At 59.1% G+C, this 22,293-nt stretch carries 23 protein-coding genes; 13 read left to right on the forward strand and 10 right to left on the reverse strand.

Features of this window, described 5'->3' with window-relative positions:
* Position 1 precedes the first annotated feature (1 nt).
* Together BMX27_RS01935 and lpxK are read left to right on the forward strand one after the other, a co-directional pair.
* Positions 2-1,084 (forward strand): hypothetical protein, encoded by a 1,083-nt coding sequence (locus BMX27_RS01935; protein ID WP_090158218.1) that lies wholly within the window; start codon positions 2-4, stop codon positions 1,082-1,084.
* Complete coding sequence (gene lpxK, locus BMX27_RS01940) at positions 1,084-2,061, forward strand: tetraacyldisaccharide 4'-kinase (RefSeq protein ID WP_090158219.1); 978 nt, start codon at positions 1,084-1,086, stop codon at positions 2,059-2,061. The genes BMX27_RS01935 and lpxK overlap by 1 nt, the downstream gene beginning before the upstream one ends.
* Here lpxK and BMX27_RS01945 read toward each other — a convergent pair.
* The 3 genes from BMX27_RS01945 to BMX27_RS01955 are packed head-to-tail and all read right to left on the reverse strand — an operon-like array spanning position 2,058 to position 4,357.
* A complete protein-coding gene (locus BMX27_RS01945) occupies positions 2,058-3,179 on the reverse strand; it encodes a CaiB/BaiF CoA transferase family protein (RefSeq protein WP_090158220.1) in 1,122 nt (373 codons plus the stop codon). The two genes, lpxK and BMX27_RS01945, sit on opposite strands and share 4 nt — an antisense overlap.
* Complete coding sequence (locus BMX27_RS01950) at positions 3,179-3,832, reverse strand: DsbA family protein (RefSeq protein ID WP_090158221.1); 654 nt, start codon at positions 3,830-3,832, stop codon at positions 3,179-3,181. The genes BMX27_RS01945 and BMX27_RS01950 overlap by 1 nt, the downstream gene beginning before the upstream one ends.
* A 15-nt stretch (positions 3,833-3,847) precedes the next feature.
* The gene (locus BMX27_RS01955; RefSeq protein WP_090158222.1) at positions 3,848-4,357 is read right to left on the reverse strand and encodes a DUF721 domain-containing protein; all 510 of its coding nucleotides are present in this window, start codon (positions 4,355-4,357) and stop codon (positions 3,848-3,850) included.
* 68 nt (positions 4,358-4,425) lie between these two features.
* Here BMX27_RS01955 and mutY point away from each other — a divergent pair, with 68 nt between their 5' ends.
* Entirely contained in the window at positions 4,426-5,478 is a 1,053-nt protein-coding gene (gene mutY / locus BMX27_RS01960) for an A/G-specific adenine glycosylase (RefSeq protein WP_090158223.1), read from the forward strand.
* 44 nt (positions 5,479-5,522) lie between these two features.
* Positions 5,523-6,665, forward strand: a complete 1,143-nt coding sequence (locus tag BMX27_RS01965; protein ID WP_090158224.1) for an alkane 1-monooxygenase — start codon at positions 5,523-5,525, stop codon at positions 6,663-6,665.
* Here BMX27_RS01965 and BMX27_RS01970 read toward each other — a convergent pair.
* From BMX27_RS01970 to BMX27_RS01985, 4 genes are all read right to left on the reverse strand, one after another.
* Positions 6,662-7,693: an NADP-dependent oxidoreductase gene (locus BMX27_RS01970; protein ID WP_090158225.1), complete on the reverse strand. Its 1,032-nt coding sequence runs from the start codon at positions 7,691-7,693 to the stop codon at positions 6,662-6,664. The genes BMX27_RS01965 and BMX27_RS01970 overlap by 4 nt on opposite strands.
* Before the next feature lie 151 nt (positions 7,694-7,844).
* Positions 7,845-8,957 carry a site-specific DNA-methyltransferase gene (locus BMX27_RS01975; protein ID WP_090158226.1) on the reverse strand — a complete coding sequence of 371 codons (1,113 nt, stop codon included), beginning with the start codon at positions 8,955-8,957 and terminating at the stop codon, positions 7,845-7,847.
* 98 nt (positions 8,958-9,055) lie between these two features.
* The gene (locus tag BMX27_RS01980) at positions 9,056-9,685 is read right to left on the reverse strand and encodes a ribonuclease HII (protein WP_090158227.1); all 630 of its coding nucleotides are present in this window, start codon (positions 9,683-9,685) and stop codon (positions 9,056-9,058) included.
* A 38-nt stretch (positions 9,686-9,723) separates the two neighbouring features.
* Entirely contained in the window at positions 9,724-10,173 is a 450-nt protein-coding gene (locus tag BMX27_RS01985) for a hypothetical protein (protein WP_090158228.1), read from the reverse strand.
* Between the two features lie 156 nt (positions 10,174-10,329).
* On the opposite strand from BMX27_RS01985, the gene BMX27_RS01990 reads away from it, so the two are divergent.
* From BMX27_RS01990 to BMX27_RS02005, 3 genes are all read left to right on the forward strand, one after another.
* Positions 10,330-10,611 (forward strand): hypothetical protein, encoded by a 282-nt coding sequence (locus BMX27_RS01990; protein WP_090158229.1) that lies wholly within the window; start codon positions 10,330-10,332, stop codon positions 10,609-10,611.
* Positions 10,556-11,287 (forward strand): winged helix-turn-helix domain-containing protein, encoded by a 732-nt coding sequence (locus BMX27_RS01995; RefSeq protein ID WP_256212361.1) that lies wholly within the window; start codon positions 10,556-10,558, stop codon positions 11,285-11,287. Before BMX27_RS01990 ends, BMX27_RS01995 begins: the two co-directional genes overlap by 56 nt.
* 431 nt (positions 11,288-11,718) lie before the next feature.
* Positions 11,719-12,879, forward strand: a complete 1,161-nt coding sequence (locus tag BMX27_RS02005) for an amidohydrolase (RefSeq protein ID WP_090158231.1) — start codon at positions 11,719-11,721, stop codon at positions 12,877-12,879.
* 98 nt (positions 12,880-12,977) lie between these two features.
* Here BMX27_RS02005 and BMX27_RS02010 read toward each other — a convergent pair whose 3' ends face one another.
* Genes BMX27_RS02010 through BMX27_RS02020 form a run of 3 tightly spaced genes read right to left on the reverse strand, consistent with a single transcriptional unit; the run spans position 12,978 to position 15,057 of the window.
* On the reverse strand, positions 12,978-13,445 hold the full coding sequence (locus BMX27_RS02010) for a DUF3237 domain-containing protein (RefSeq protein WP_226747894.1): 468 nt from the start codon (positions 13,443-13,445) through the stop codon (positions 12,978-12,980).
* The gene (locus BMX27_RS02015; protein ID WP_090158232.1) at positions 13,442-14,383 is read right to left on the reverse strand and encodes an alpha/beta hydrolase; all 942 of its coding nucleotides are present in this window, start codon (positions 14,381-14,383) and stop codon (positions 13,442-13,444) included. Before BMX27_RS02015 ends, BMX27_RS02010 begins: the two co-directional genes overlap by 4 nt.
* Positions 14,380-15,057, reverse strand: coding sequence for a TetR/AcrR family transcriptional regulator (locus tag BMX27_RS02020; protein WP_090158233.1), 678 nt, complete (start codon positions 15,055-15,057; stop codon positions 14,380-14,382). The genes BMX27_RS02015 and BMX27_RS02020 overlap by 4 nt, the downstream gene beginning before the upstream one ends.
* A gap of 133 nt (positions 15,058-15,190) precedes the next feature.
* On the opposite strand from BMX27_RS02020, the gene BMX27_RS02025 reads away from it, so the two are divergent.
* The 6 genes from BMX27_RS02025 to BMX27_RS02050 all read left to right on the forward strand — a co-directional run bounded on the left by BMX27_RS02025 (position 15,191) and on the right by BMX27_RS02050 (position 22,001).
* Positions 15,191-16,081, forward strand: coding sequence for a shikimate dehydrogenase (locus tag BMX27_RS02025; RefSeq protein ID WP_090158234.1), 891 nt, complete (start codon positions 15,191-15,193; stop codon positions 16,079-16,081).
* 49 nt (positions 16,082-16,130) lie between these two features.
* Entirely contained in the window at positions 16,131-17,114 is a 984-nt protein-coding gene (gene dctP, locus BMX27_RS02030) for a TRAP transporter substrate-binding protein DctP (RefSeq protein WP_090158235.1), read from the forward strand.
* 79 nt (positions 17,115-17,193) lie between these two features.
* The gene (locus tag BMX27_RS02035) at positions 17,194-17,715 is read left to right on the forward strand and encodes a TRAP transporter small permease (protein WP_090158236.1); all 522 of its coding nucleotides are present in this window, start codon (positions 17,194-17,196) and stop codon (positions 17,713-17,715) included.
* Positions 17,708-19,003 carry a TRAP transporter large permease gene (locus BMX27_RS02040; RefSeq protein WP_090158237.1) on the forward strand — a complete coding sequence of 432 codons (1,296 nt, stop codon included), beginning with the start codon at positions 17,708-17,710 and terminating at the stop codon, positions 19,001-19,003. Before BMX27_RS02035 ends, BMX27_RS02040 begins: the two co-directional genes overlap by 8 nt.
* Positions 19,004-19,009: 6 nt before the next feature.
* Positions 19,010-20,896, forward strand: a complete 1,887-nt coding sequence (locus BMX27_RS02045; protein ID WP_090158238.1) for a bifunctional sugar phosphate isomerase/epimerase/4-hydroxyphenylpyruvate dioxygenase family protein — start codon at positions 19,010-19,012, stop codon at positions 20,894-20,896.
* A gap of 373 nt (positions 20,897-21,269) precedes the next feature.
* Complete coding sequence (locus tag BMX27_RS02050; RefSeq protein WP_143056772.1) at positions 21,270-22,001, forward strand: hypothetical protein; 732 nt, start codon at positions 21,270-21,272, stop codon at positions 21,999-22,001.
* The last annotated feature ends 292 nt before the right edge of the window (positions 22,002-22,293 follow it).

Here is a 22,293-nt window from a genome sequence, read left to right on the forward strand (position 1 = left end):
CATGACGCCCTGCGTCTGGTGCCGCTGCGGATCGCCGGCGATTGCGACCATGGCCGACACGCTGCGCAGCCGGTTGGCCGATGATGGCGATACGGTCCGCTTCGTTCTGACGGGGGATGGGTCGACCCCGCATCCCCAAGGAAAGCGCGAGGCGCGCGCGCATATCGACAGGACCCGGCCTGTTGCCTTGATCTGGATGGGCGGAACCGTCGATCTGGGCACGTTGCAGGCCGCAGCGGATGCGCAGTTGCCGGTGATCATGGTCAATATGAACGGGGCATCCATCGCCCCTTTGACGGGATTCTGGACGCGTGGACGCACGCGGGCTGTTCTGGGGCGGACACAGTTCGTACTGGCTGTCGACAAGGCCGCTGAACGGGCCTTTGTCGCGGCAGGTGTCGACCGGAAAAAGGTCAAAACGGACATCCGACTGGAAGAGCCGGTATCCGTTCTGCCTTATACCGAAACGGACCGCCGATCGATTGCGGACGCATTGAACAACCGCCCTGTATGGTGTGCCACGCGGGTCACGATGAATATGGTTGCGGGCCTGATAGCCGCCCATCGCCACGCCACGCGGCGTTCGCACCGCCTGTTGCTGGTGGCTGAGGCCGCCGATCCCGGCGCGGGTGCTGCACTTGCCCAGGCCTTTGGCGACCAGCGATTGCTGACAGAGCAGTCGTCTGTCGCGCAAATTCCACAAGAGGCCGCGCAGGTGCATATCGCTGACAGTGACGGCGATCTGGGACTGTGGCTGCGACTTGCCTCGGTCACCTTTGCCGGGGGGACGTTCGACCGGTCCGATGCGCAGGACCCCTTTGCAATCGCAACGCTGGGGTCTGGCCTGATCCATGGACCGATGACCGAACCATTCGCCGCGCGATATGCGAGGCTGGATGCCGCGCAGGCCACCCGCAAGATCGATCAATGGACCGAACTTGGCCCGGCTGTCGAGGATCTGCTGGCGGCAGACCGGGTTGCGCGCCTCGTCGCGGCCGGGTGGGACGTGACATCTCAGGGGGCCGAGGCTGCGGATCTGATCGTCGGCCTGATCCGGGACGCGGTCGATGGGGTGGCCGCCTGATGCGCCCGCCCGCTTTCTGGTCGAATCCGCCGGATCATCCTGGCTGGCAGTCGCGGATGCTGGCACCTCTTGCAGGTCTTTATGCGCTGGGAACGGCGCGACGTGTCGCGCAAAGGGGCTATCGTGCGCCGGTCCCGGTGATCTGCATCGGCAACATCAATGTCGGCGGCACCGGCAAGACGCCGACGGCCATGGCGCTGGCAAGTCGACTGCATGCCGCCGGACATGTCCCGCATATCGTGTCCCGCGGCTATGGTGGGTCGTTGGATGGCCCGGTCCAGGTCGTTGAACGCACACATGATGCGGCGCAGGTCGGTGATGAACCGCTGCTTTTGTCTGCCTTTGCGCCCACGTGGATCGCCAAGGACAGGGCTGCCGGGGTGCGCGCCGCCGTCGACGCGGGCGCAGGCGTCATTCTGCTGGATGACGGATTCCAGAACCCGGCAGTGGTCAAGGACCTGTCCATCGTCGTCGTGGATGCCGCGCGCGGATTTGGCAACGGTCGGGTGATGCCGTCAGGGCCATTGCGGGAACCGGTGGACGCAGGCCTGGCCCGTGCGGATCTGCTGCTGGCCATCGGTGATGCGGCGGCGCAAACCCGTTTTGCCGCGCAATGGCCTGTGCCGCAGTTGCGCGGCGAACTGGTGCCGCTGGTGACGGGGATGCCCTGGACCAGCCTGCGGCTGCTGGCCTTTGCAGGGATCGGCCATCCTGAGAAATTCTTTGCCACGCTGCGCGCCATGGGGGCCGATGTGGTCCGCGCCGAACCGCTGGACGATCACCAGCCCTTGACCGAGGCGCTGATGACCCGTCTTGCGTCAGAGGCAAGGCTGCGCACGGCGCAACTGGTGACCACCGAAAAGGACGCGGTGCGATTGCCCCCTGCGTTCCGGTCGCAGGTCCTGACGTTGCCGGTGCGGTTGCAGGTGGATGACTGGGGTCCGTTGGATCGGTCGTTGGCGGCGCTGGGCCTTTAGTCCAGCAGCGATTGATCCTGACCCAGCGTTGGGGACGCGCTGTCCGATACCGCCGTTGCGTCGGAAAACAGGACGGGCATGCGCACGCCCGGAACGCCATCACGGTCGATCCGGAGTCCCCGCGCGACCACCTGCGGGTCCGCGAACACCTCTGCCATGTCGTTGATCGGTCCGGCAGGCACGCCGTGGGATTCGCACCGCGCCAAAAGATCCGCCTTGGAGACCATCCGTGTTGCCGCCGTCAGTGCCGCGTTCAGCGCGTCGAGATGTGCCAAACGGTCGGCATTGCTGGCAAAGCGCGGGTCCTTGGACAATGCCGGCAGGTCAAGCAGCGCGCACAAGCGTGCGAACTGGCTGTCGTTGCCGGTCGCGATGACGATATGCCCGTCGGCGCAGTCGTAGACCTGATAGGGGGCAAGATTGGGGTGGTGATTGCCCGTGCGTTCCGGTGGCGTGCCGGTGGTCAGGTAATTCATCGCCTGATTGGCCATGGTGGACACCGCAACGTCCAGCAGGGCCACGTCCAGATGCTGCCCACGCCCGGTACTGTGCCGCTGGTGGACAGCCGCGAGGATCGCCGTGCTGGCATACATGCCGGAAAACAGGTCCACGACGGCGACTCCCACCCGATTCGGCTGGCCGTCGGGTGGGCCTGTCACGCTCATCAGTCCGGACATGCCTTGAATGATGTAATCGTAGCCCGCGCGGGAGGCATAGGGGCCGGTTTGTCCGAAACCCGTGATGGAACAGTAGATCAGCGCAGGGAAATCATCGCGCAGGCTGGCGTAGTCCAGCCCGTATTTCGCCAGTCCGCCGACCCGGAAATTTTCAATGACGATATCTGCGTCGGCCAGCAGGCGGCGCACCTGTGCCTGACCCTCCGGCGTGCGGAAATCCACGACGACCGATGCCTTGCCACGGTTCGTGCCGTGGAAATAGGCAGCAGACCGGTCGCCGGCGCGATCAACAAAGGGCGGTCCCCAACGGCGCGTATCGTCGCCGTCGGGGGATTCGACCTTGATGACTGTGGCACCCAGATCGGCCAGCGTCTGGCCGCACCACGGTCCGGCGAGGATGCGGGCCAGCTCGATGACCTTCAGCCCGGCCAGGGGTTGCATCAGCCTTCCAGCTTGGCGTCGAGGATCGCCTTCATGTCGTCATACGACATGTTGCTGTAGGCCTCGCCGTCGATGATGAACGACGGTGTGGACCGGACGTTGTCGGCCGCGGCGTTCTGTTCGTACCATGCCACGAGGTTCTGCGCGTTCTCTGCGTCCTGCATGCAGGCGTCGAGCATTTCGTCGGTCAGGCCTGCGGTTTTTGCAACGGTGCGCAGATCCGCCGCAATCGTGGCGGGATCGCCCGACGCGGTCCACGTGCGCTGTTTGTCGTAGAATTCTGCGGTCACGCCAAAGAACCGCATTTCACCGCCGCACCGCGCCATCATGGATGCCCAAAGGCCGGGACGGTCGAAATAGACTTCGCGGTAGATGAACCGCACCTTGCCGGTGTCGATGTAATCGGCCTTGAGCTGGGGCCAGACCGTCGCGTGAAAGTTCGCACAATGCGGGCAGGTAAAGGATGCGTATTCGATCATTTCGATCGGGGCATCGGCATCGCCCATCACCATGTCCTGGATTGCGCTGGGATCGGCGTCCTGGGCATTGGCCATGCCGACCAGAAGATTGCCACCCTCGCCGCCAGTGGTAAATGCGATTGCGCCGATAGCGGCCAGTGAGGCCCCACCCAGAAGGAGTGTTCTACGGTTCATGTCTCGGTCCTTTGGTCAGGTTTTCTGTTTCGTCAGGAAATTCGCGGTCAATGCCTCCAGGGCTGCCCGCAGGTTGTCGTCTCCCACTCCCGCCGCCGCTGCCTTGGCCTCTGCCTGCACGGCTGGGTCGGGTTCGGGGGCGACCTTGGGCGCTTGATCGAATTGCGCGCGCCCGTCTGCAAACCCCGTGGGTGCGGTCTGCGTGATGTGGATGCGGGAAATCGCGCGATAGCCGTAGCAGGCATTCACGCGTTCCAGCAGTTGCGGTTTTTGCATTTCCAGCATCGGGGCGTTCGACCCCGTGGTCAGCACCGTCAGCGTGGCCCCCAGCGCGCCGCGTCCGTAGGATATTTTGACGGGCCGCGCGATCCCCGCGATCTGTTCGCCCACGATTTCCGTCCAGTGGGTCAGCAACCGCGATTCGGCAAAGCCACGGCCTTCGGTCGCGGTGCGGATGCGTGTCTGCATCAGCGTCGCTGCACGGGAGAAGCCGCGTGTGGTTGAATGGCGCCTGGGCTGTTTCATAGTCATGACTTAATCTAAGGGTGGTCCCGCGCCAAGTCAGTGCGCGCAGCCCCGGCAACAGGTGAAGAATGCGTGAACAAGCGTTACAGCTTTTGCAATGGTATGATCGCCATGCGCGGTCCATGCCGTGGCGTGTCCCGCCCGAGGACCGAAAAAATGGCGTGATGCCAGACCCCTATGGTGTCTGGCTGTCAGAGGTGATGTTGCAGCAGACCACCGTGGCCGCCGTGCGCGACTATTGGCGGAAATTCACCGACATCTGGCCAACGGTTGCTGATCTGGCCGCGGCCGAAGATGCCGAGGTCATGGCTGCATGGGCGGGGCTTGGATATTATGCCCGCGCCCGCAATCTGCTGAAATGCGCGCGGGTGGTCGTGACAGATCATGGAGGGCAGTTTCCACGCGATCATGCGACGCTGCTGACGCTGCCGGGGATCGGTCCCTATACTGCCGCCGCCGTCGCCGCGATTGCATTCGACCAGCCCGAAACGGTGCTGGACGGCAACGTGGAAAGGGTGATGTCGCGCATTCATGACGTGCATACGCCATTGCCGGCCGCCAAGCCGGAACTGATGGCATTGGCGCAGGCGCTGACCCCCGTTGAGCGGCCAGGTGACTATGCGCAGGCCGTGATGGACCTGGGGGCCACGATCTGCACACCCAAATCACCGGCCTGCGGCATCTGCCCCTGGCGTGATCCATGCCGGGCGCGGATGGCCGGCACGGCGGCAGAGCTGCCGCAAAAGACCCCGAAAAAAAAGGTCCCGACCCGCCGCGGGATTGCCTATGTTACCCGCCGCGCCGATGGGGCATGGCTACTGGAAACGCGACCCGAAAAGGGTCTGCTGGGCGGTATGCTGGGCTGGCCCGGATCCGATTGGGGCGATGCCCCGGTCGCAGATCCGCCGCTGGACGCGGACTGGTACAGGTTGGACGCCACAGCGCGTCATACCTTTACCCATTTCCATCTGGAATTGACGATCATGACGGCGCGCGTGCCAGCGGATGCCGTGGCGGACAGGGGCGACTTTATCCCGCATGGTACCTTTCGACCGGCGGCGTTACCCACCGTCATGCGCAAGGTCTATGACCTTGCGTCCGGCCAATTGATTATTGACTGAAAGCCTTCATACTTTGGCCACAGGGACGAGGGATCAACCGGACCATGACCGATATTTCACAGCCTCACCGGATTGCGCGGTTCAGCGCGGCACTGCCGTTCTGGCTGTCGCTGCTGTTGATCCCCATCGCCTGGGTGTCGGCGGTCGTTGGCGGCTGGGCTGTCCTGCTGTTGCCGCTGACGACGTGGTATCTGTTCAGCGTCATCGATATCTTTGCGGGTCTGAACGAGGCGAATGAGGATCCGCTCACGGGTGAAGATCAACTGTGGTGGTATCGTCTGATCACGATCATCTGGGCCCCGATACAGGGCGTATCGCTGTTCGCGATGATCTATTACGTGACACGGACGGACCATCTGGGCGGGTGGGAAATGTTCGGCCTGTTCTTTGGGATGGGCGTGATCACGGGAACCATCGGGATCAACTACAGCCATGAGCTGATGCACCAAAAACCCAAGATCGAACGCTGGATGGCCGATATGCTGTTGGCGATGGCGCTGTATTCGCATTTTCGCAGTGAACATCTGCTGGTGCATCATCGCTATGTCGGCACGCCGCGCGATCCGGTCACGGCCCGCTACAACGAGGGGTTTCACCGGTTCTTTCCGCGTGTGCTGGTGGGTTGCGCCACATCGGCATTCAAGGCAGAGGCAGCGATGCTAGCCCGCAAGGGCAAGCCTGCGCGGGATTTCGGCAACCCGTTCTGGCGCTATGGCGCGCTGCAACTTGGGTTTCTGGCGATTGCGTTTGTGGTCGGCGGTTGGGTCGGGCTGGGTCTGTTCGTACTACAGGCCTTTGTTGCGATCTGGCATCTGGAGCTGGTCAACTACATCGAACACTATGGGCTGACGCGTGAACATCTGGGTGACGGGAAATATGAACACACCAAGCCGCGCCACAGCTGGAACGCTGCGTTCAAGGCGTCGAACTGGCTGCTGATCAACCTGCAACGTCATTCCGATCATCACTACAAACCCGACCGCCGGTTTCCACTGTTGCAGAACTATGGTCCGGACGAGGCACCGCAACTGCCCTATGGCTATCCCGTCATGGGTATCGTGGCGATGACACCGCCCTTGTGGCGGCGCATGATGAACCCAAGGGTCCGGGCATGGCGCCGCCAGAATTATCCGCACATCACGGATTGGACACCGTACAAGACCGCGTCCAATCCCTGGCCGCGCTAGGCGGGATCTGCGCCGACGCGCACCAGCTGTTTGCCGAAATTGCCGCCCGACAGCATGTCGAGGAACGCTTGCGGTGCATTTTCCAGACCCTCTGCCACGTCTTCGCGGAATTTCACTGTGCCGTCTGCGACCATCGGTGCGACCTGCCCCACAAAATCGGGAAATTTGTGGTAGTGGTCAAAGATGATGAACCCTTCGACCAGCAGGCGACGGGTCAGGATGTTGCGCCACACGGCGGGCAGGGGCTGAGCCTCCGCGACACCGTTGCCGGAATACCAGGCAATCATCCCGCACAATGCGATGCGGCCATGCGTGTTCATGCGCGTCAGCACCGCCTCGAGGGTCTTGCCGCCGACGCTTTCGAAATAGACGTCGACACCATCCGGGGCCGCATCCTTGATCGCGGCTGACAGGCTCTTGGCGTCATGGGCATAGTGGTCGAGGCAGACATCATAGCCCAGTTCCTCGACAGCAAAGGCGCATTTTTCGGGACCGCCGGCCACACCGATGACACGCATGTTGCGTGCCTTGGCCAGCTGACCAACCACTCCGCCCACGGCACCTGTCGCGGCTGAAACGACGATGGTTTCGCCATCCTTGGCGCGACCGATGTCGTTCAGACCGACCCAGGCTGTGATACCGGGCATGCCCAGCACACCCAGGGCGGTCGAGATCGGCGCCTGTTCGGGATCGACGACACGCACGCCCTCGCCATCGCTGATGGCATGGCTGGTCCAGCCGAAAGCACCCACAACAATCTGACCGGGTTTGAAATCGGCGTTGCGGCTTTCCATGACCTCTGCGACAGCGCCGCCTTCCATCACCTCGCCGATTTCGACCGGTTTGGCGTAGGATTTGGCGTCGTCCATGCGGCCGCGCATGTAGGGATCCAGCGACAGCCAGATGACCCGGACCAGGATCTGCCCATCCTGCACCGCGGGCAGGGTTGCCGTCTGAAGTTTGAAATTATCCGTGCTCGGCTTGCCCTGTGGCCGGCTAGCGAGCGTGATCTGTGTGGCATCTGTCATGTTGTGCTCCTTCTTTGATGGGTGACGTAGCATGGATGGCACAAAAAAAACCCCGACCTCGCGTTAGCGAGAGCCGGGGCAAGTTAGTGCCTGCGCGGCCGCATCATTGTGCGGCCATCGTCGCGAGGCACCGGCGGTAACTGTGAAATCCTTAGGTGTTGGCAGCCATTTCAGCGCGGATCTGCTGGCGCAGCAGGTCGATCGGGACCTTTTTTCCGTCGCGGCGGAATTGCCAATAGGTCCAGCCGTTGCAGCTGGGCGCGCCTTCGAGATGGGCGCCGACCTGATGAATGGACCCTTTGATATCGCCCCCGATCAGGGTGCCATCGGCCCTTACGCGGGCCTTGTGACGCCCGTTCATCGACCAAAGCTCTTCGCCCGGACGCAGCATGCCGCGTTCGACCAGAACACCGAATGCGACGCGCGGTTCGGCCCGTTTGGACTGCGTGACCTCAAGCGCCTCGCGGTCGAATTTGCGGACCTTGGACAGGCGTTTTTCCGCAACCTTTCGGTAGCTCTCTTCGCGTTCGATCCCGATGTAATCGCGCCCCAGCATCTTGGCGACGGCACCCGTGGTCCCGGTGCCAAAGAACGGGTCTAGCACGACGTCGCCGGGGTTCGTGGTGCCCAGCAGAATGCGGTGCAGCAGGCTTTCCGGTTTTTGCGTCGGATGTGCCTTGTTGCCGTCCTCATCCTTCAGCCGTTCGTGACCGGTGCAGATTGGCAGCATCCAGTCGCTGCGCATCTGCACGCCTTCGTTCAGGGCCTTCAGCGCCTCGTAGTTGAAGGTGTATTTTGCGCCTTCGGATTTGGACGCCCAGATCAGTGTTTCATGCGCATTGGTCAGGCGTTTGCCGCGAAAATTCGGCATCGGGTTGGCCTTGCGCCAGACCACATCGTTCAGGATCCAGAACCCCTGGTTCTGCAATTCGGCACCCATGCGGAACACGTTATGATAGCTGCCGATGACCCAGATCGCGCCATTCGGTTTCAGCAACCGCTGCGCCGCCTTGAGCCAGTCGCGGGTAAACCGGTCGTAGCGGGCGAAGCTGTCGAACTGGTCCCAGTCATTGTCGACGGCATCGACCTTGGAATTGTCGGGCCGATGCAATTCGCCCCGCAATTGCAGGTTATAGGGCGGATCAGCAAAGATCAGATCGATGCTGTTCGCTGGAAGGGCGTTCATCCGTTGGATGCAATCACCGTCCAAAATTTGATTAAGCGGTAGCGTTAAGGCCTTTTGGCCCTTTGTTTTTATTGTCATGCTCTGCCTCTGTCCCGGCCAGATTTTTTCCGGCTCGTGAATTGGGTACAGGATGGCCCAGCGGGCAAATCAACCGCAACGGATAAAGTTGTCCACAGCTACGGGTTTTTTCCTTGCCACAAGATATTGCGGACAGGGGCGAAACTACGGCGATGATGTAGTGTGACACCGTTGCATTTGAGTCCCTCTTTGTGTTCGGGTGTCGGATATCCGGCGTTTCGATCCCAGCCATAGCCCGGATGCTGTTGCGCCAATCCCACCATCAATCTGTCGCGCCACACTTTCGCCATAATTGAGGCCGCAGCGATCGACAAAGACCGACTGTCACCCTTGATGATGGTCATCGCGGGACAGGGCATATCGCGGGGCAGAAGGTTGCCGTCGACCAGGGCAAAATCAGGCGCGCGGGGCAGGGCCGCGATGGCGCGGACCATTGCGATATGGCTGGCCCGGAGAATGTTATGCTTATCGATTTCCGCGACTGTTGCTTCTGCTATGCCCACCAAGGCGACCTTGGGGATTTGGTCGAACAGGATCTCGCGTTTGCGCGCGGTCAGGCGTTTGCTGTCGTTCAGGCCGTCCGGGATATTGTCCGGGTCCAGAATCACAGCCGCGGCGACCACTGGGCCCGCGATCGGGCCACGCCCGACCTCGTCGACGCCCGCGATATGGTGAAACCCGTCCGTGCGCGCGGACAACTCGAATGTGTAATCAGGTGAATGTGTCATGCCCTAAACTGCATGCGCGGGCCTTTGGGGTGCAAGCCCTAGCGGTAGCCCGCCGCACGCAGGCATCCATCGTGATAGAGTGTCCTGACCCGATTGCCGTGCATCACTCGTTCGGCACAGATATTTGGTAAAGGTGACGTGTCAGGTAGCTGGTCACGCAGGCAGTCGCCGTCGTAATGAGAGTTGCCCACGCGGCAGGACCGGGGCAGACGTGTGCCGGTCCAGTCGGCACCAATCCGCGCCCCTCCAGGGGCTGTCACCGGAGGCGCGATCCCGTCTGTCAGCCCACCCCGGTCGCGGGTTGTCTGCGGCAGGATGGCGGCGCTGGTGTCGTCTGTATCCGATGACATCAGTTGCGCCAGGACAAGCGCGGCTGTCAGACCGACGGCGATGCGTGCCAGCGTCGTGTCCTTGTCTGTTTCCGCCTGTGCCGCGGGGGTCGCGGCCAAGGTGGATGCCACAATCATGGCGATCAGTGTTTTGTGCATGTCGATGTCTCCGGCTCGGGCGGGCGTGCCCGCATTGGAGGACAACCGTCTGCTAGGTCACAGTGTCAGGCAATAACAGGCACTGGCGGACAGGATGCTGCGCCGATAACATCGCGGGATATTGCATAACATCAAGTCGAGAGGTTCAGTGCTGACATGAAACACATTCTTTCTCTGACCCTCGTTTTGATCGCCACCACGACTGCGGCGCAGGCTGCCTGTTTTGCCGACTACAAGGCGAAACAGGATAACCCGCTGCGCCTGCACTACGGTGTTGCCGAGATCGACGAACCCTGCACGGTGGATTCGGCGAAGGACCAGATCGGTCCGAAGCTGCAAGCCGATGGCTGGGTTCTGTTGAACATCGTCGGCACCTTTGGCGATGCGGGACTGGACAGCAGAAAGGACAGCGCAGGTGAATATTTCCTCCGCTACTGAAGGGCGCGAAATCGGCAATCGGATCGTGTTGGGCGGGATCATCGCCATCGTCGTGATCCTGGCGGGTGCCGCCGTTTTACTGTTCGTCAATCTGCCGGACGCCAACGCGTTCAATGCGCGGGTCGAACAGCTGTTCGTGGAAAATGACACGCTGACCGGCAACGCCGAAATCAAGCTGTTGGAAATCATCGCGCAATCGGGGACGGCCTTTAGTGATACGCTGTCGTCCTATCGGTTCGTGATTTTCGTGCTGCTGGTCTTTTCGACGGCACTGCTGGTGGCGGCCATCGCTTTTCTTGTCATGCTGATCGGACTGACCCGTCGCATGGGCCAGATCGAGCGAAAGGGGATCGAGGTGAATTCCCTGTTGATCAGCCGCGATCAAAAAGCGGTCTATCTGAACAATTTCGAATTCAAGCTGACTGAGGCGGCCATTGAGACGCTTTCCGTCCTGGCAGAGGCGCGTATGGATGACGAGGTTCTGTCCGGTGCCGAGATCGAAGGCGTCATCTCGGGGCGCGATCCATCCGACTGCGAAGAGGCGGCGGGTGCTACCCGCATCAAGCGGCTGCGCGACACGCTGGGTAACCAGATGGTAAGCGAACTCTTGGTGAAAAATATCGCGCGCAAGGGGTATATGCTGGCCATCGACAAGGATGTGATCCGGATGGTCTGACGGGGGACCACGCCGGAAGCACTGCAACTGTGGGCCAAGCGCCGGTTGCATCCGTCAGTTTCTGCCGTGCCGTGATTGCCTAAACTAAAGGTCTTGCAACCCGCGCAATTCCGCACCGAAGTTCAGGGTCCGCACCACCCCTGACAGACCCATGCGAGAAAGTCGTTTTTCCAAGGTGCAGGCAGACGGTGTGAACACGCCAGATGAGCGATATCACCTGTCAGGGCTGATCGATCCGTGCTTTCAGAAAGTCGATCACCCCAGGCGCCATCGGCGCAAAGAGGTCGCCACCTTGGCTCGCACAATCAAATCGTGGGATCAAACACCTTGGCCCCTTACACCAAGCCTCCTGAAGTCCATAGGCCGAATGGCCATTCATAAAGTCATCCATTAAACTGCTGCGCAGCGCAAATTCGAAAGCATCAGTGAACATGCTGACAAATAGTGATCTTGTTGAACTTACAAACTTTCGCCGCGCGCTTCATCGCCGTCCTGAAATCTCCGGCGAAGAAGCCGAAACCGCAAATACCATTGTGGCAGCGCTGACGCCGATGTCGCCCTCACGGATTGTGACTGGATTGGGCGGGCATGGTGTGGCTGCTGTCTTTGATAGCGGTCAAGACGGCCCGACGGTCCTGTTTCGCGCTGAACTAGATGCCCTCCCGATCGAAGAGCGCAACAGTTCCATCGAGTGGCTTTCCGAAATTTCGAGCAAGAGCCATGTCTGCGGACATGACGGCCACATGACGATGCTGCTCGCCTTGGGGCGGATGATCTCGCGCAAGCCAGTCGCAAAAGGACGTGTCATTTTGATGTTTCAGCCTGCGGAAGAAGATGGAAGCGGCGCGAAAGCGGTGGTCGCAGATCCAGCCTTTGAAGACCTCGAGCCAGACTGGGCCTTTGCGATCCACAATCAACCGGGAAGCCCATTTGGGTATGTTGCGACTCGCGTTGGGCTGATGAATTGCGCGTCTTTGGGTCTGAAAATCACGCTGAGCGGAAAAACCGCCCACGCCGCCGACCCGCAGGACGGTGTCTCTCCGGTATTGGCTGTCGCGAAACTCATCCCTGCACTTGATGCGCTTGGTCATGGCGATGGTGGGCCGCGCAACAACAATTTTCGATTGGTGACAATCACTCATGCCAAAATCGGTGAGCCAACTTTTGGAATTTCCCCGGGTAAAGCCGAAGTGTTTGCTACTTTGCGCACTGCAACTGATGCAAGCTTGGAAAGTCTTGAGGTTGCGGCGCGAGACCTTGCCGGGTCACTCGCAAAAGAATTCGGGCTGCGTGTGAGTTTTGAAATACACGACCATTTTGCAGCTTCGATAAACGACGCAGAAGCCTATGCCGTCGCTGTAGAGGCGATGGATGCAATCGGTGTCCCACATGGCGAAGAGAGTGTGCCAATGCGTGCATCAGAGGACTTCGGGGTCTTCGGATGGAACGCAAAAGCCGCGATGTTGTGCCTTGGACCGGGCGAAGGTTATGCCGCCTTGCACAACCCGGACTACGATTTTCCTGATGACTTGATCCCAATTGGAAGTTCGATCTTTGAGCGCATCGCGCGAGATTTATTGGGAAGCACTTAAAGCGCGCCGCTGACGGCACAGAGCGGACATGGCCAGCCTTATCGGTTGCTCTGGTGCCAGTTTCTTTTGGACGACATTCATCTGTCCTGAGGCAACGTCTAATCCACTGAATACACATCAATCGTCACCGATCCGGACGACGGCGCCAGCGAACATACGAAAATTCGATCGCGCAGCCAGGCGTGTACGCCGTCCGGTGCATCAAAAACCGGCGCGGCGCGCATGTAGACCTCAGAGGCATCAACTGGTTCTCCGGCGCGCAGCCTCCGAAGCGTGTCGGTAGAGGAAACACGCAAGCCCTTGTTGACCACATAGATCAACGCTCCATTGTCGGCCCTGATGGTATAGTGCGCCTCTATCCTCGAATTTCCGTCAGGTCCGATCACAGGCCAGTCCGAACCTCCGGGCAGAATGGTTCCTGTCAGCCTCGGTCCGTGTACGCGCCCCCCGTTTATCGGAATATGAAGCCTTTCTCCATGCGGCGATGAGCCAGCGGATTGCGGTTTCGCAATCTCCGCCTCAATCGTGAAGGCGAAGGTCAAAGCAGGTACGGGAGGACGGGTCACCCGATCTTGCCGTCGTTCATGTCACGCAACCATGCAGACATCTCCTCCAGCTTTGTCACGCTATCGCTGCAGAATTCCATCGCCCGCAGATAGCCATGAATCAAACCCTCCCCTTGGTCGAGGACGACGTCAACGCCCGCTGCTTTCAACGTTTCTGCATAAGCGCGCCCGCTGTCGCGCAAGGGGTCATATTGAGCGACGGCGATAAAGGCTGGCGGGAGGCCTGTATGGTCGGCTCCGTAGAGCGGCGCTGCCCGTGGGTCTTTCAGGTCTGCCGCATTCGGACAGTACATCGCATTCACCGCGTCCATGTCTTTGACGAAGATCAACGGTCCATCGGCGTTTTCGACCATGGACGGGCGCGACGTGTCGAAATCGCAGGCCGGATAGACGAGCAGTTGCGCCATTGGCATGTCATCCGTCCCCTGAAGGGCCAGTGAGACGGCAGCGGCAAGGTTCGCACCTGCACTGTCGCCACCAATTGAGATGCGATCGGGATCGACGGACAGGTCTTTGGACTGTGCCTTGACCCATTTTGTCACAGCGAGGCATTGATCATAGGCCTGCGGAAAGGGTCGTTCCGGCGCGAGAGCGTAATCCACGCTTATGACCGTCTGCCGGTTCCACGATGCGATCCGCGCGGTGATGTCCCAATGTGTCTCCGGGCTACCTTGCATCCACGCCCCGCCGTGCATGTAAATCAGGCAAGGTTGTAGGTCATCGTTTTGGTATCGAAAAACACGTACACGTACCGGACCGGCAGAGGTATCGACGATATGTTCCTTTGAACAATCGACATCGTCGGGCGTTGGCAGACGCATATCTTCGGCAATGTCTTCAAAATGCGTGCGTCGCTCGGCGGGACCGGATCCTTTGGGAAGCGTGCTCCATTTCTCGTTCCAGACTTTCAGAAAGATGTCGATTTCAGGATTTATCATTTGGTTGGCTCCGTTGAGACGCGGACGGATCCAACCACCAGCCGGATGATCTCGTCGCGAAGGATTTTCTGTTGCGTGTCGGTAAACAAATCGGGCCCGAACAAAGCCGAAAAGGAGGGCTGGTTAGAGACATTGAAAAAGGACAACGCCGATATCTGCCAATGCAGGCGCACGGGGTCGGTATCCGCGCGGAAATCTCCGTCCTTGGCACCGCGCGAGCAGATGTTGCGCAATGTGTCGATCGCGGCGACGTTCAATCCCCTGATCACGTCTGATTTACGAATGAAGTCGGCGTTATGGATGTTTTCTATCATGACCATACGGATGAAGTCCGGGTTGGCCCGATGGTGGTCGAACGTGAACCCAACAAGTTTTTCGAGGGCTTTGAGTGGCGGCAAACCGTCAAGGTCGAGTTCCTCCTCGCCACGCCGGACCTTTGAATAGGCAACTTCGAGCGCGCGGGCATAAAGCCCGTCTTTGTCGCCAAAGTAGTAATAGATCATGCGCTTTGACGTGCGTGTCCGGGCGACAATGTCGTCAATTCGTGCACCGGACAGACCGCGTGCAGCAAATTCCGAAATCGCAACGTCCAGGATATCGCGGCGCACGCCTTCCGGGTCCTGTTTCCAGCTTTGACTGTGCTTGCCAGCTACCTTTGCAGTGGTCCGGTTCATCCACCTACTCCTCTTAACCAGACCCTAACATTCCCCAAATTAACCGGCTAGTACAAAATGCTTGACGGAATTAACCGCTCGGTACAATCTGGTTTTGGAGGCGGCAGAATTATTGCCGTGGGAGGATTAAGAAATGAGCGAGAGCGCGACTCCGCTTTGCAAAGAGCCATATCCACAGAGCAAATCTGTGCGCGTCGGCCTTGTGGGCAACGGAATACAAGAGTCCCGTACGCCAGCGATGCATGTGGCCGAAGGACTCTCACAAGGATTGGACTATCGCTACGACCTGATCGACCCCGAGCAATTGGAAACCGGGGATAACCTGTCGGATATCGTCGCGCATGCCGAGGCCGCAGGGTTTTCTGGCCTCAATATTACGTTTCCCTACAAGCAAGAGGTGATCGCGCTGACGGACGAGCTCTCGGAGGCTGCACGCAAGGTTGGGGCCGTCAACACGCTGGTATTTCGCGACGGCAAACGATTTGGGCACAATACGGATTTCTGGGGATTTGCCGAAGGGATGCGCAATGGCCTGCCAGATGTGAAACTTGATCGGATCTTGCTGATCGGCGCTGGTGGTGCTGGTGCCGCTTTGGCCTTTGCCCTGCAAGATCTCGGCGTCACTGAGCTAATGATCGTCGACAGCAGAGCGGACGCGGCTTCGGCATTGGCGGATCGGGTCAACACGCTGACAGGAACGAAGACAGCACATGTTGTGGACGATGTCGCAAAGTGCGCCGCCAGCGCGAACGGTATTGTCAACGCTACGCCTATGGGTATGGCGAAATTGCCCGGAACCCCGATCGACACGGCGCTTCTGACCCCGGACCACTGGGTTGCGGAGATCGTTTATTTTCCTTTGGAAACCGAGTTTCTGCGCATCGCAATCGCAAAAGGGTGCCGCACCCTCGACGGATCGCGCATGGCGGTCTTTCAGGCTGTCCGCGCCTTTCAACTCTTTACCGGCCGCGATGCCGATGCCGCCCGGATGATGGCGACATTCAAAGGCTTCGACGCCACATGATCCGTTGTCATGCCGACAACGAAACGAAACGCGACAGGGAGGAATACCAATGCGTTTGACGACCACCAAGAAACTGATGACCGGGGCCGCGGCCCTTGCACTGATGGCGAATGCCGCGTTCGCGCAGGATGCCATCGAACTGATCTACTCGGACACCGTATCCCCGACCGATATCCGCTCTGAAACTCTCCAGACGGAATTTGGCGATTGCTTGGGCGTGGGTTTTGATTTTCAGCCATTCCACGGTGCGACGCTATTCGAACAAGGCACTGAACTGACTGCCATGCAGCGGGGCAACCTCGACATGGGCAACCTCGCGCCGTTTGATTTTCAGAACCAGGTGCCATCGACCAGCGTGCTCGGCACCCCGTTCCTGTTCCGGGATTACGAACACATGCGTGCTGTCTACGACAGCGACGTGATTGACGACATGCTGGCCGAGATCGAAGAGACTGCAGAGGTCAAGGTTCTTGCGTTTCCCTATATCGGCGCGCGCCACATCGGCTATGTCGGTGATGAACGGATCATGACACCCGAAGACCTTGACGGTGTGCAGTTGCGCATGCCGCCGGGCGAAGGCTGGCAGTTCGTAGGCGAGGCCATGGGTGCAACACCCGTGCCGGTGCCGTTCACCGAAGTTTACACAGCCCTTCAGACTGGCGCGATCGACGGTCAGGACAACGGATTTCCTGCCACGCGTTCGATGAAATTCGACGAGGTGCTGACCCACATCGGCACCACCAGTCACCTGATCGCGTCAAATCTGTTCACCATCTCGCTTGAGACCTGGAATGAGTTGACACCCGAACAGCAGACAACCGTTCAAGACTGCGCCGACGGGTTCGAGGCGGCACTTGATGCGATCACTCTCCAGCAAGAGGCTGATTTGGCTGCGGAAATCGCAGCCAATGGCGTTGACGTTTACATGCCCGACAACGCGGCCTTCCGCGAACATGTTCTGGGTGTGTATCGGGCGTCCGAGTATTCGGCTGACTGGCCCGAAGGTTTGGTCGAAGCCATCGGCGATATGTAATCGCCGACCCAATGATCTCTGGCGGGGCCGGCCAATTTGGCCCCGCTCATAGACCACACCGGAGCGGAGGCCGGTCACCATGGAAGCTCTTGTCAAAACCGGACTGTGGCTGCGCGCGCGTGCCGAAAACATCCTTGCAGCGCTGCTGCTGAGCATGTTCGTCGTGTTCCTTTTGCAAGTCCTGTTTCGCTACGTGCTTAATATTTCCGTCGACTGGACGGTGGAATGGGTCACGCTCGCGTGGCTCTGGGGCATCCTGTTCGGCTACGCCTTCGTTGTGAAAGGCCGCGAGGTGATCCGCCTCGATATGGTGTATTACGCCGTTTCCCGTACTTGGCGCCGCGTCTTTGACATCTTTGGCGGTCTTGTGATCGCGGTGATTTTTATTTTCACGCTTCCAGCTGTTTGGGATTACATCGATTTCATGGCGCGCGAACGCACGGCGGCGCTGCGCATTCCCTTCAACTGGGTCTTTTCCATCTACATGCTGTTCGCGGTGGCCGTGATCATCCGCGCGCTTGTTCAGGTCTGGGATGCCGTCACCGGACGTGGTCCGCACGTCCACCTCCCCCAAGATCCGGAGTCGCACGACTATGACTGATCCACTTACCCTTGCGATCGTGTTGATCGTCGTCCTCGTGATTGCGGGACAGTCGGTGGGCATCACCATGATCGCCGGATCGCTGACCTATCTTGTGCTTGCTGGCCGTGATCCGGGACTGGCACCTGAAACCATGTTGCAGGGCTTGTTCAACGGCTACACCTTGCTTGCCATCCCGCTGTTTATCCTCGCGGCCGACATCATGAACGTAGGATCTCTTGCCGACAGGCTGCTCAGGTTCTGTCAGGCGCTCGTGGGTCGATTCCGTGGTGGGCTGGGGCACGTCAACGTCGTCTCGTCGGTAATCTTTTCAGGCATGTCCGGCTCTGCCGTGGCGGATGCAGTGGGCATGGGCAAGATTATCATCGGAATGATGACGAAAGATGGGCGCTACTCCCCCCAATACGCCGCCGCGATCACCGCTGCCACGGCGACCATCGGGCCGATCATCCCTCCGTCAATCCCCATGGTCCTTTATGCATTGGTCGCGGACCAATCCATCGGCTTCCTGTTCGCCGCCGGCATACTGCCCGGCCTGATGATGGCCTTCATGATGGCCGGAATGAACTACGTCATCGCTCGCCGCCGAAATTTCCCCGTGGACGATGTCGTTCCCGCGCGTGAACTACCGGCCTTGACGTTCAAGGCGCTGCCAGCCCTTCTCCTTCCAGTCATCTTGTTAGGCGGCATTTATGGCGGCGTCGTCACTCCAACGGAAGCCGCTGCCGTTGCGGCCTTCTACGCGCTCGTCATTTCCATTGTTCTTTACCGGTCGGTGAGCATCAGGCAGTTTTACGGGGCGCTTTTGTCATCCGCGCGGTCTACCGCCGCAGTTGGCATTCTTGTCGCGGGTGCGCTGGCGTTCGAATACGTGATTGTGCGCGAACAGGTGCCCAACCAGATCGCATCGGTGATGCTCGACTGGGAAATGAACGCCATCACGTTCCTGATCGCCGTCAACGTTCTCATTCTGGTTCTGGGATGTGTCCTTGAGGGTGGTGCGATCCTGCTGATCATTGTCCCGATCCTGATCCCGACAGCAGAGGCACTGGGCATCGACATGGTCCATTTCGGTGTCGTCGTCGTCGTCAACGCAATGATCGGGCTGATTACGCCGCCCTACGGGTTGCTGTTGTTCATTGTGTCGAATGTCTCTGGCGCACCAATCGGCAAGGTCATTCAGGAAATCTGGCCGTTCCTGCTGGCGCTGATCGCCGCCCTGATAGTGATCACTTTTGTGCCGGACATCGTTCTGTTCCTGCCGCGACTGCTTGGCTATAACGGATAACTTTTCATGAAAACATCAATCGCGACTGTGTCCATTTCCGGCAATTTGCTCGAAAAGCTTGAAGCCATTGCCGCCGCCGGTTTTGACGGGATCGAAATTTTTGAGCAGGATTTCATCGCCCATGACGGCAACCCCCGCGAGGTCGGTGATCTGATCCGCTCCATGGGGCTGGAGATCACGTTGTTCCAACCGTTTCGAGATTTCGAAGGCCTGCCAGATCCCTTGCGCGCCAAGGCGTTCGACCGCGCGGAACGCAAATTCGATCTGATGGAAGAGTTGGGCACCGACCTGGTTCTGATCTGTTCGAGCTGCCATCCAGCAGCCCTGGGTGGGATCGACCGTGCTGCCGCCGATTTCGCGGAACTGGGCGATCGGGCCGCCAAACGTGGCCTGCGCGTCGGATACGAGGCTTTGGCATGGGGCACGCACGTCAACGACCATCGCGACGCGTGGGAGATTGTCAGGCGTGCAGACCATGAAAACGTAGGCCTTGTCTTGGACAGTTTCCACACGTTGGCCCGCAAAATCGATCCTGAAACGATCCGGCGGATTCCCGGTGACAAGATCTTCTTTGTCCAGCTTGCCGATGCGCCCCTGATCGAGATGGACTTGCTGTATTGGTCGCGCCACTTCCGTAATATGCCGGGCGAAGGTGAACTTGCAGTGGCCGATTTCATGACAGCCGTCATGGCGACGGGATACGCAGGGCCGATCTCGCTCGAAATCTTCAACGATCAGTTCCGTGGCGGGCAGCCCAAGACGATTGCAAAGGATGGTCACCGGTCGCTGGTGGCGCTTATGGATGATGTGCGCCGAGCAGTGCCCGCAACGGCAACGACTGCGCCTGAAATGCCCGCGCGCGCCAATGTCGACGGGGTATCCTTTGTCGAGTTCGCGACCCGAGGCCATGAGGCCGATGCATTCGAGGCCATGCTGCAGACGCTTGGCTTTCGCCACGCCGGCACCCACATCGCAAAGCAACTCGCCCTCTGGATCCAGGGCGACATTCGGATTGTCGTGAACCGTGAAACCACAGGCTATGCCAGCAGCGCCTATGCCATGCACGGTACGACCGTGTGCGATATCGGCCTGTCGGTCTGTGATGCCAAACAGGCCGTCAGCCGCGCTCAGCATCTTGGCGCTGATCTGTTCAAGCAACCGATCGGCCCGGGCGAAATTGATATTCCCGCTATCCGGGGTCTAAGCGGCAGCGTTCTGCATTTCGTCGACGCGTCGTCGGCGCTCAAGAGCATCTGGGACGTGGAATTCAACCAGATGTCCAATGAGGCCGCAGATGCGGGCCTGATGCGGATCGACCATTTGGCCCAGACGATGAGCTATGACGAAATGCTCAGTTGGTCGCTGTTCTACACCACCATGTTCGATATGCGGAAATCACCGATGGTTGATGTGGTCGATCCCGACGGCCTTGTGCGCAGTCAGTCGATCGAAACGCCGGACGGTGCGTTCCGGATCACCCTGAACGGCGCTGACACGCACCGCACGATGGCGGGCGGTTTTCTGGCTGACAGTTTTGGCGCATCGGTCCAGCACATCGCACTGACCAGCGACGATATCTTCGCGACCAGCGCCGCCATGACCGAAATGGGTTTCAAGCCCCTGCCGATGGCCGACAACTACTACGCCGATCTTGCAGCCCGTTTTGACCTCGACCCAGATCAATTGGAACGACTGAAGGCTGGCAATATCCTCTATGACGAAGATGCGAAGGGATCGCTCTACCATTTCTATTCACGCCCCTACGCGGGCGGTATGTTCTTTGAGATCGTGCAGCGACAGAATGGCTACTCCGGTTACGGCGCACCGAACGCCCCATTCCGTATCGCCGCGCAAAAACGGCTGATGCGACAAAAGGGAATGCCGCGGATGTAAGCAATACTTCATTTCGTTAGCGCGAGCATTTGAACTTGTGTCACAACAAAATATTTCAACATCCAGCGTCGATGAGCGCATATAATACACCGGACCTATACCCCTTAGGTAATTTTTTGCACCACAGCGTTCAGCAGCCTTCATTTTGATGTATGTCCGCTATTGCTGTTGTTCGAAGTAATTTAGGCAGAGCAACGAATGCCCGCTTTCCGCCCGACGTGTCGCCTTTCCATCGTGAACAGCAAGAGTGAGCGACTCCTATAATCTTGTCTTGTAGCTGTCCGCTTTGCAGTCGGCAGCGGAGGATGTCATCGACTCAAGCGATGAACGACACGATTCAAAGCTCACGTTCCCCGCCAAGATGATCAATGGTTTGAACGAAAAACGCGATGGTTTGATCAATGTGGCGGTGCTGCGTGAAACTTTCGCCATTTCCGACATCCAACTGAATGCATTGAAAGCTGCCAAGCTTGTTGAACCGACAGTGCAAAGGGCGCGTGCCCGTTTAGCTTGGGATCCGACAAAGATTGAAGCTTTCCTGAGCAAGCTGACCGAAAAATCTACTGACATCAGTCGCGACGATCAGAATTGGGAGCACATCCACGATGCAGCTGTCAGATGCCGATTGACGATTGGGATCGTCGTGGCCGCTGTGTTGAAGGATGACGTCGCCGTTGGCATTGATCACAAACTAAAAGGCTATGCAGCAGTCCATGTTGTGCCAGAGGAGATTGATGCGCTGGCGAGAAAGCATTTCCCGGAAGGTCAGTCCCCGTTCGTCTTCGGACAGGGCTTGGGTATCGTGACAATGGGAACCATGCAGGCGCTGATCGATTCAGGCCTGATGGAGGCCAAAGTCATTTTGGATCCCAAGTCCGATGAATCACGCCATGGTGTCACTGCTGCAGATGCTGACGCGTTCCACGCAAAGTTCCTGACGCTTCGGACCGCTGCTGCAGAGGTTGGTGAACCAAAGCGTGTAATTAAGGCTTTGATCGAGGCAAGTGAGGTCGAAGAGGTCTCAACTGCGCACCAAAGGTTCGACGGCATCTATCTGAGGCAGGATGTGGAACGCTCTGCATTGAAAAACCGCAATCGCAAATAATACCTGCAAAAACCACTGCGCGGAAAAGAGATGGTGTGATTCTTGGAAAAGGGATGCTGTAATTCACTGCCAACGAAAGGGAAAGTCCGCGCAACACGAAGTCCGACCGCGAATCGAATGATGGAAAGTCGTTCAAAATCAACATCTTGATCGGTAGCAAAACCGAATCGAAAGTGATAGTCCGCGCACGAAAGCAATAGCCTGCGCAAACTTTATTTCGTCTTTTCCCGACCGGACCTGCCGGGCTTCGGACATGAAAAAACCCGCCTCAAGGAGGCGGGTCATGGTGTCG

The organism is Loktanella sp. DSM 29012, assembly GCF_900110705.1.
GTDB lineage: Bacteria > Pseudomonadota > Alphaproteobacteria > Rhodobacterales > Rhodobacteraceae > Loktanella > Loktanella gaetbuli.